This is a genomic window from Facilibium subflavum, from assembly GCF_003574485.1.
Taxonomy (GTDB): Bacteria; Pseudomonadota; Gammaproteobacteria; order Francisellales; family Francisellaceae; genus Facilibium; species Facilibium subflavum.
In genome coordinates this window covers 1-9,450 of sequence record NZ_QLIT01000107.1, presented here as the reverse complement: position 1 = coordinate 9,450, position 9,450 = coordinate 1, and the positions used below count along the sequence as shown (strand labels likewise).

At 38.8% G+C, this 9,450-nt stretch carries 9 protein-coding genes; 2 read left to right on the top strand and 7 right to left on the bottom strand.

What is annotated here, in order from left to right:
- Together DNK84_RS07215 and DNK84_RS07210 are read right to left on the bottom strand one after the other, a co-directional pair.
- Entirely contained in the window at positions 1-315 is a 315-nt protein-coding gene (locus DNK84_RS07215; RefSeq protein WP_119343877.1) for a hypothetical protein, read from the bottom strand.
- Between the two features lie 48 nt (positions 316-363).
- Positions 364-1,206, bottom strand: coding sequence for an RHS repeat domain-containing protein (locus tag DNK84_RS07210; protein WP_119343876.1), 843 nt, complete (start codon positions 1,204-1,206; stop codon positions 364-366).
- Positions 1,207-1,397: 191 nt separating this feature from the next.
- Here DNK84_RS07210 and DNK84_RS07205 point away from each other — a divergent pair, with 191 nt between their 5' ends.
- Complete coding sequence (locus tag DNK84_RS07205; protein WP_119343875.1) at positions 1,398-2,234, top strand: CmcJ/NvfI family oxidoreductase; 837 nt, start codon at positions 1,398-1,400, stop codon at positions 2,232-2,234.
- A gap of 53 nt (positions 2,235-2,287) precedes the next feature.
- Here the strand turns inward: DNK84_RS07205 and DNK84_RS07200 are convergent, their stop codons facing one another.
- The 5 genes from DNK84_RS07200 to DNK84_RS07180 all read right to left on the bottom strand — a co-directional run bounded on the left by DNK84_RS07200 (position 2,288) and on the right by DNK84_RS07180 (position 8,772).
- On the bottom strand, positions 2,288-3,802 hold the full coding sequence (locus DNK84_RS07200) for an RHS repeat domain-containing protein (protein WP_119343874.1): 1,515 nt from the start codon (positions 3,800-3,802) through the stop codon (positions 2,288-2,290).
- Positions 3,803-3,835: 33 nt separating this feature from the next.
- Positions 3,836-4,363 (bottom strand): hypothetical protein, encoded by a 528-nt coding sequence (locus tag DNK84_RS07195; RefSeq protein ID WP_162902292.1) that lies wholly within the window; start codon positions 4,361-4,363, stop codon positions 3,836-3,838.
- 19 nt (positions 4,364-4,382) lie between these two features.
- Positions 4,383-4,832, bottom strand: a complete 450-nt coding sequence (locus tag DNK84_RS07190; protein WP_119343872.1) for a hypothetical protein — start codon at positions 4,830-4,832, stop codon at positions 4,383-4,385.
- A 206-nt stretch (positions 4,833-5,038) separates the two neighbouring features.
- Positions 5,039-7,066, bottom strand: a complete 2,028-nt coding sequence (locus DNK84_RS07185) for a PI-PLC domain-containing protein (RefSeq protein ID WP_119343871.1) — start codon at positions 7,064-7,066, stop codon at positions 5,039-5,041.
- A gap of 233 nt (positions 7,067-7,299) precedes the next feature.
- Positions 7,300-8,772, bottom strand: coding sequence for an RHS repeat domain-containing protein (locus DNK84_RS07180; RefSeq protein ID WP_119343870.1), 1,473 nt, complete (start codon positions 8,770-8,772; stop codon positions 7,300-7,302).
- A 302-nt stretch (positions 8,773-9,074) separates the two neighbouring features.
- Between DNK84_RS07180 and DNK84_RS07175 the strand changes: the two genes are divergently transcribed.
- The gene (locus DNK84_RS07175; RefSeq protein ID WP_119343869.1) at positions 9,075-9,344 is read left to right on the top strand and encodes a hypothetical protein; all 270 of its coding nucleotides are present in this window, start codon (positions 9,075-9,077) and stop codon (positions 9,342-9,344) included.
- Positions 9,345-9,450 lie beyond the last annotated feature (106 nt).

Sequence of the window (9,450 nt, the reverse complement as noted above, 5' to 3'; positions counted from 1 at the left end):
CTACATACCCACAAATTCCGAATGCGCCCCTTGAATTTTGAATGTTTCGTCTTGCAAGTTAGCTTCTTCGAAGTCAGATGGCAGGTCCACTAGTTTTAAAGCTGCTGCTGTATCGTAACCATGCTTTTTTGCTATTTTCTTTAATACGACATCCTCTTCGCCATCATCCAACAAGCTGTCATCAGAATTACTCTCCAAATAATAGGGGAATGTGATATCATACTTTTTCGTTAGAGTATATTTTAAGGTGCTAGCTGCGTTAAGTCCCACTTCAGTTTCCTCATCATTACCAGCAAGAAGTAATTTATCCGCCACTGTAGTGGATGATAGCGTGGCATCTTGCTCAGCTGCCGATCTAAGCCACTAACGAATACTAACACCAACACCTGTAGCAAAGGCAATGCTTGCAATATTAACGACCATATTAGCTGTGAACTCCCCCCAGTTACCATTCTTTGCCGAAGTTACTGCACCATAAAATGGAATAAGCGAGGAAAACGAAAAATGCCCATTTGGGTCAACGTTATTAATCGGGTTATTATTAAACGCATTATATCGATTGATTAAATGATAACTATCACGCTGCATAAAGCCCATGATATCTGGATTGTAGAATCTGGCACGAAGATAAACCAGGCCCGTATCGCTATCTTGATATTCACCATCGTACGTTAACGGGTTTTGATCAATCAGATATTGATGATCAACGCCGCCTTTATCGTTGGCGCTTGTTCGTTTTTGAAGCGCTCGATTATTACCATAGGCACTATAGTTATAGGTGTGTTGCAGTGTTGAGTTTGCATCAAGCAATAAACGGGTACTGTTTTTATTGCCATGTCCTAAATACTGCGATGTTTCACCCATACCATCATCAACGTAACGAACATCTTGCTTTAGATAGGCACTTGTCTTATTGGCTTTTACTTCCACAGCATCAACAATATTTCCATCCTCATAAATCAAACCAAGCTGCTCGTGATTGACTTTTCTGCCATCACGTAACCCTTTGGCATTATAATGCATCTGACTTTTTGCTTTGCCATTGACAATAACCCTAATCAACTGGTTATCTGCATTATAACGATAATGGTGATTTTGACTATCACGTATTAAATTGCCATTGGCATCGTAGCTAAAATCATTGGCCATCGAGGATACACTTATGCTTAAACCTAAAGCAACACTGATTATTTTTTTAATTTCCATATATGTGTAGATTTTACGCCTGTGAAACAGAAATTATTTCAAATTCATGTCCTGAATACTATTGAGGTATAAGCCCTATTTTTCAATATACTATTATTTTCTTTTATACCGTGTATTAAACAATATTGTTTCTCATTGACCCTGTGTAAGGATATGCTCGTTGATGACACAATATAAAAAGGAGCAGGTCCATGGGAAATTTAGTCACGAAACAACAGCTCTACAGCAAAATAAATTATTTTGATGGGAGGATGAAGGCTGGTTCATCCGTACATGCTCTTGATGGAAAGGATTTAGAAGCCGCTGATTTAGTAGAGCACTCGGTGGCGCTTAGGGCTTTTCAGGATAGAGAAGAAGTCTTTAGCTTGGAAAAAAATGGTTTTGAGCACATTATGCATCGCAGTCAAGTTCATGATTTTCATGATGGACAATTAGTTTATCAGTACTACTATCCAGAAACAATTGAGCTTGTTAAAGATCGAGTCAAGGCTAAGCTCGTCGTTCCTATTAATCACCGTATTCGTCCTAAGCATTGTGATAGTAATATCTCTAGAGAACCTGTGCAAATGGCTCATGGTGACTATAACCCTGAAAAAGTCACATCACTTTTGTTTGAAAAAACTGGTTTTTTTGAGTGTCAGAACCCTTGGAAGGGTTACTGTTTGAATGAGCTTAAACAAAGACGTATGTGGATTATAAATGTTTGGCGGCCCATACATTATCCAGTTTACGACTTGCCTTTGGCGCTTTGTGACCGAGAAACCGTTGAGCAGAAAGATGTGGTTTATTCGACAAGGGATTATCCAAGCTATTCGATAGAAATGATGCTGCTAAGATATAATCCAAAACATAGCTGGTATTACTATGAAAGAATGCACCCTGGTGTCGCACTTTTATTTAAAGGCTATGATTCTAGTCAACCAGGCCCAACAGACTCGGTATTTCATACGGCAGTGAAATTACCTATAAGTGATGCAAGTTTACCTGCAAGAGAAAGTATTGAGATGCGTTTGGCTTGTTTTTTCTGAGAAGATGATTTTGCACTGACCATACGAATTCACCAAGAGGCTGCACAAGTAATTTAGCCAGACTGAAGAGGCTGTATTACACCAAGCACACGATATCGAGAACCATCTCTGGTATATTCTAGTTGCCAAGTAAGCTCCTCCCCTGAATTCACGGATTTTATAATATCTGAACTAAGGTTCCCTTGATTATGGGATAGGCATCCGTTATGGACGCAAAAGCGCATGGGCTCGCTATCTTGAATGTCTTGTTTAGCATCACCACTTTGCAATCTAATCTTCGTTTGGCCATCAGATCGTATTATATTCTGTGCGCCTATTTCATCACTGGAAAACATATTATACTGAGGCTTGACCTGATCGCCTAAAGTAAGCTTTCGTAGCAAAACACCTTCATACTGCTGAATTTCTGAGTCCCATTCAGTAGTTACAGAAGCCGGATTACCATTATATGGCCCAAGCAAGAGCCCTTGTCCTGAGGTTGAGAAACCTTGAGGATTTGACATTTCAATAGATAAAGAGGATGTCTCCATAGGCAAAGGGTGCTTAGCGTTCAATGATACGTCATCAGCGGCAGAGGATTCACGCTCATTTGATGTGGCGTTACTCATTGACGTGTAACTCTCAGATAATGTACTCTCTTCTGACAGCGGCGTTTCTATAAAATCAGACGCAACAGCACGTGAAGGATATTCTATGTAATCAGCTACGCCTGCTATTACTAACCCTGCGATATCACCTATCATGCTAGCAATGAATGTTGTGCTTCCCCAGCTCTCGTTTCCTGATATTGCCTGATATAAGTTGTAGCCCATATCAGCAATTGGCGCTAAATTTGCAAGTCCAAGTCCTAGTCCTGCAAATGGAAAATGCCCATTTGGGTCAACGTTATTAATCGGGTTGTTATTAAACGCATTATATCGATTGATTAAATGATAACTGTCGCGCTGCATAAAGCCCATGAGACTTGGATTGTAGAATCTGGCACGAAGATAAACCAGGCCCGTATCGCTATCTTGATATTCACCATCGTACGTTAACGGGTTTTGATCAATCAGATATGTACGATAACTGCTGGCCTTGTCATGTAGATTCGTGAACTTTTGAAGCGCTTGATTATTACCATAGGCACTATAGTTATAGGTGTGTTGCAGTGTTGAGTTTGCATCAAGCAATAAGCTGGTACTGTTTTTATTGCTATGTCCTAAATACTGCGATGTTTCACCCATACCATCATCAACATAACGAACATCTTGCTTTAGATAAGCACTTGTCTTATTGGCTTTTACTTCCACAGCATCAACAATATTTCCATCCTCATAAATCAAACCAAGCTGCTCGCGATTGACTTTTCTGCCATCACGCAACCCTTTGGCATTATAATGCATCTGACTTTTTGCTTTGCCATTGGCAATAACCGCAATCAACTGGTTATCTGCATTATAACGATAATGGTGATTTTGACTATCACGTATTAAATTGCCATTGGCATCGTAGCTAAAATCATTGGCCATCGAGGATACACTTATGCTTAAACCTAAAGCAACACTGATTATTTTTTTAATTTCCATATATGTGTATGCCCTGTAGTGGGATGATTTGCATCAGCCCACATTAGCAACATATTGATTGTCTTCAGGTTCTCCAATATCAACCGATACAGTGGTACTGGCACTGCCCGCTGATAATGTAAGCGGTCTATGCAGATTATGAAATTCTTCAGAGTAATTTGCCGCATCTTCAAAAATGGGAACCCCTGCACCGTAGGTTACGATGGAACCATTCACTTTTTTTGGAGAATCAGATTGATAGCGTAATGAAATCTGAAAGCTAGGTGCATGGTAAGTGCCATATCCCCATTGATAAACCATATAAAACTGACCATTTGCCGGAATCTCTATATTGCAATATCGACTGTGATTCATAGGGTACGCTTTTGATATGCTATCTTCACAGGGATTCGTTAGATTTGGGGTGGTAATGGCAATGTCTGTATAAGTGTTTGAGGTGTAAAGCAGTGTAATCGGTTTGCTTGAGTAGTTATTTAAAGTAAAACTTGTTGTATTTGCCGCTAATCCAAGTAATGGCAATGTAAGCCACACTAGGGTAATACTGCGTTTCATTTTCATCATATTTCTCCAATCAGTTATTTTATGAAAGTGTAATCGTGTAATGATTATCGTCAGCATGGCTTACGATGTTAATTGGTAAATTGTGTCCGGGATTACCAGTTTGCAGTATCTGAAAACCTTGGTTATAAAACTCATAAGCACTGTGTTTATGATCAGTAAAAATTTTTATCTCGTTAGGGTTATTTTTATATGCAATATCAAGGGTTAGACCGGCATTAGGACAAGAATTTGGATCGCCACTCCAATAATAACCAAGTGATTTAGCGCTGTGTGAATATACAACGGTCGCACCACTATCGTAATTTAATGGGTAGCTCGCATTACTTCCGACACAGTCTGATTGTGAATTGATTAATAAAATATCCGTATCAGTGTTATTGACAAGCGTAAAGTGTGTGCTGTCGGCCAATGCTGCCACTGGTAGAGTCAGTGACAAGATGGGCATCAGTAATATTGGTCTTAATTTCATAGATTTATCTCCTTTATTTTTAAACATTTAGTTTTTATGCATTTCTTGGTTACGACCAAATATTCGTCCAACGGCACCAATCGTCCCTTGAGCAAAATCAAAAGGGGCTGTGAAAACAAACAAATGGCTTCGACTAACGCTTAGCCAACGCCACTGCAAAGCGATGGTGGGCGGGAGTAAATACTTATGATCATAACCAATTTTTCTTATGTAACAATGCCATGCTGATGGTTAGCCAGCCAGTGGTTATTGCTATGGATGTAATTGATCAGTATCGGCGTGGTTATATGCTGTGCTGCGATTAATCTCACTACATCATCAAACCAGTAAGAAGTAACAGGCGCGGCAAAATCACCATAACCTTGTCTCTGACAGGCATTTTCTGCCAGTGCTTGAATTTCACTGGGTTGATTGGTTTGTGTTAGATGAATGCGGCTAATATGCCAATTAAGTGCTTGAATAGGGCTTAATACATTTGCATTCTTGAGCACACAAAGCACATTATAATCTGTGTTAGCCTTGAGGTTATTGTTTTCAAAATGTAGCTTCACGGGATCAATATAAGCAATTTGGGCGCCATTTACCACGGGATAACCCAATCCCCAGCTCCACAGGAGCGAATAAAGACGTGGATCCGTTGGATGTGTGTTGCAATCATTTGAACCACAGGTGGCACCTAGCATATTTAACGCCAGGATATTCACGGGATAATGAAGTATATTGTAAATATTGCTACTGGTAAAATAGTTCCTATAATCATCTGCTGATGTATTGCCTACCGAAGATATATAATCAATGACGGTACGATCGGCATTTAATCGATACAAATTAAAGTGCTCAGGGTCGCCAGCAAATAATTGCTTGATTTGTGCATATTTATCCGCACCATATTTATTGATTGTGTTTATAAAATCCTTTATTGATTTCTCATAAAGAGGCGTTTCAGTGGAGTTGGCAACAGCTGTAAAGACAAAACTATCCCCTTTAAGATCCGGTGATCCATTTGTGCCACCATCATCATTGACCAACATGATATTTTTGTGTAAATCATGCGTTAAATGATAGGCACTAAGCTTATAGGCAGGTAATGCGGTTGAGCCGTAAGCTTGTTGAGCGTCTTGCGGCGTAAAGAGCATAGATTGTCCTTTAAATTCACCTGTTTGCCAGCGCAAAGTGCTTTGTAATGCCTGATCAAATGCTGCTTTATGTCCTGCTAAAGATTCATTGACGTCAAAATAGACTAAAACTAAATCATCTGGATGCGTGTTTGCCCAGTTTGCAAGTTGATTCAAAGGGGCGTCATTTTTTCCAGCAAATGGTAGACTATTGTTGCATAAAAGCGTTTTTGCCACAGAGCTATCCGAAACATGATTATGGCAAATGCTTACGGTATTATTTGCCCACTCGATATCCAGTTCGATCTGACGCACGCCATCGTTTAATTGTGTTGGGATATCCGCATAGGCATCCGGATCGATATCACTTAGATTATATCCTTCAGTACTTGTGGTGTAATGCCGAGAAATAGCTGAGTTATGACCACCAATAAATTGCTCGAAATTGAGTGGTTCATATTGATTGATATTTGATTGTATGTTCAATGCCTGTTGTAGAGAGCTGCCATTTGTTACATAGCTAATATTTGCAGTTGGGGATAAGATAAGGCAGTTATCTGCACCATGACAATCTGCTTCAGCTTGACTCTCGGTCGTTTGAGCAGCTTTCATTCCATCGATGTCGGCGATGAGATTTTCAGCAAGCGATCTAAATGAAGCAATAGTATCGTCATTGACTACGCTGAGCATATTACTATTAAAGTCACCTTTACAAGTGGGTGTGTAGAATGATTCTGAATGTTCATCAGCATATCGTTTGCCATTAAGTTCTTGAGTTACATCTTGGCTATAATAGTAAGGGATAGTGCAATAAGTATTTGAATCATTTGCATTTTCAATTGTTATGGTACCTTGATTGCTATCATAAGTGCTATACCAGTGCATACGCCCATCAGTAAATTGAAACTTACAGCTTGTTGCGCCCGCTGGCACAATAACATTATTACTTTCACCTGCACAAAGCATATGGATATTTGCTGAACTTACCGTGCTGTGGAAGGATACTTTAACGGGAACATCAAAGTTGTTAACGAAAGTAAAGTAATTGCTCCAAGCATAGCAATGTGCTGCAATGAAAAGTGAGGAAGTAACAATTGTTGTTGAAATCAATTTTTTCATATATACCTTCGATTGTTATTGAACAAGATAAATGATAATTCATTCGTATTTGTTAGTATGACATTACAAAAAAATTAAGATATAGAACTTTTTCAAATTCTTATCTATACCATTTGCAGACCATTTTCTGATGTGACTTACCCCTATTAAATTGTGGGCAATATACCCATCGTAAATCATTCTGCGATGTTTGATGACAGAAATGCCGTAACATAGTTTGTGGTGGTATATATTTAGGCTTTGCTAATCACAGTAATAACGTTTTTGTTATACCATTCATTATACAAATCAACATGATCCTGCAGCATTGGCACCCGCTGGAATTTATTTGAACTCAAGTATTCTCCTACCTTGAAGAGTTTCATATTTTTGGGGGTGTAAGTTGCTGTTGAATCGCTACTAGTGTTTCCTGCTTTAAAAATTACCCTATTATCCCCCCAGTCTTGTTTTATTTCCATCCCAGAATAACCAGCTATTTTACCATTAGGTTTATGGAGCACAAGCACGACATTACTGTCAGCCTGGTATTTTGCTGGTACGACAGTTGAACCGCTTGAAGGCAAAGGCATACTGGCTTGACTGGCAGGGACGTCATTTTCTGCTTTTACCGAACTATCAGTAGTGTTTTCTTTTGTAATCACCGTTTGATTTTCTTCCGCTACTTCCTCCTCTAGCTTATCCGCTTCTGGAGAAATACCTGTGTAATTGCTTGCGCCTACGCAGCCTATATTTCTAGATGTTTGAATCGCTGCATCGGCTATGGTAGTTGCCATAGCGCCCATACCAAAACCAAAGGATAACCAGTTCAAGGTGCTGTCATGGTCTATTATCCCTGCAATTCCAGTGCCTATTGAGGCACCAGAAAACAGTAAATTTACCGGTTTAAGTATACCTACAGATTTAAGTATACCTACAGAGAACTCCTCGATATTAAAAACATCATAGACACTCGCCATGGCACTAAGTGCCAAGCCTGCTACTGCAAAACCATCACTAATAGAGAAATGCCCATTTGGATCAACGTTATTAATCGGGTTGTTATTAAACGCATTATATCGATTGATTAAATGATAACTGTCGCGCTGCATAAAGCCCATGAGACTTGGATTGTAGAATCTGGCACGAAGATAAACCAGGCCCGTATCACTGTCCTGATACTCCCCATCATACGTTAAGGGGTTTTGATCAATCAGATATTGATGATCAACGCCGCCTTTATCGTTGGCGCTTGTTCGTTTTTGAAGCGCTCGATTATTGCCATAGGCGCTATAGTTATAGATGTGTTGCAGTGCTGAGTTTGCATCAAGCAATAAACGGGTACTGTTTTTATTGCTATGTCCTAAATACTGCAGTGTTTCACCCATATCACTATCAACGTAACGAACATCTTGCTTTAGATAAGCACTTGTCTTATTGGCTTTTATTTCCACAGCATCAACAATATTTCCATCCTCATAAATCAAACCAAGCTGCTCGCGATTGACTTTTCTGCCATCACGTAACCCTTTGGCATTATAGTGCATCTGACTTTTTGCTTTGCCATTGGCAATAACCGTAATCAACTGGTTATCTGCATTATAACGATAATAGTGATTTTGACTATCACGTATTAAATTGCCATTGGCATCGTAGCTAAAATCATTGGCCATCGAGGATATACTTATGCTTAAACCTAAAGCAACACTGATTATTTTTTTAAATTCCATATATATGATTCTATTACGCCCGTGTAACAGAAATTATTTCAAATTCATGTCCTGAATACTATTGAGATATAAGCCCTATTTTTCAATGTTTGGCGGCCCATACATTATCCAGTTTACGACTTGCCTTTGGCGTTTTGTAACCGAGAAACTGTTGAGCAGAAAGATACTGTGACGTTTTGTCTGTATCGTTATCAAGGTAACAAACCCTTTAAAAATAACCTATAATTTTCTATTTTTTTCCTTTTGGGAAACACTTAATATACTTACTAAAATTAATTTACACAAACTGAGGTATTAGTCATATGAATAAAGTAATATACATAACACTTATGATTGGAGGTTACAGCCTAGTTACAAGTGCCTTTGCCGTAAGTACTAATTTTGATGCATTCAATGAAACCAATATAGGATCAATTGTGGCCGGGCATGCCACTGCTGATGCAAGATACATGAAAGGTGTTCAACCTGGCAAGCATATATATATTGAAAATACTGGAGCCAACGAAACAATTGCCTTTTATGATACTAGGTTCTGTGAACCAAAAAAACTACAAGATGTGAAATTAAGTTGATTTAATTAAAAAATGATTTGCAAGGTTGCAATCCTTGGTTTTAAATATATTTGAGAAAAACAACAAAGGATTGCAAAATGCATTATCACATAAATGAAAATGCTTG

Excerpts from the sequence above, each read along its gene's own strand:
- DNK84_RS07205 (WP_119343875.1), top strand. The coding sequence starts at position 1,398 with ATGGGAAATTTAGTCACGAAACAACAGCTCTACAGCAAAATAAATTAT.
- DNK84_RS07175 (WP_119343869.1), top strand. The coding sequence starts at position 9,075 with ATGAATAAAGTAATATACATAACACTTATGATTGGAGGTTACAGCCTA.
- DNK84_RS07190 (WP_119343872.1), bottom strand. The coding sequence starts at position 4,832 with ATGAAATTAAGACCAATATTACTGATGCCCATCTTGTCACTGACTCTA.
- DNK84_RS07195 (WP_162902292.1), bottom strand. The coding sequence starts at position 4,363 with ATGATGAAAATGAAACGCAGTATTACCCTAGTGTGGCTTACATTGCCA.
- DNK84_RS07210 (WP_119343876.1), bottom strand. The coding sequence starts at position 1,206 with ATGGAAATTAAAAAAATAATCAGTGTTGCTTTAGGTTTAAGCATAAGT.
- DNK84_RS07200 (WP_119343874.1), bottom strand. The coding sequence starts at position 3,802 with ATGGAAATTAAAAAAATAATCAGTGTTGCTTTAGGTTTAAGCATAAGT.
- DNK84_RS07185 (WP_119343871.1), bottom strand. The coding sequence starts at position 7,066 with ATGAAAAAATTGATTTCAACAACAATTGTTACTTCCTCACTTTTCATT.
- DNK84_RS07180 (WP_119343870.1), bottom strand. The coding sequence starts at position 8,772 with ATGGAATTTAAAAAAATAATCAGTGTTGCTTTAGGTTTAAGCATAAGT.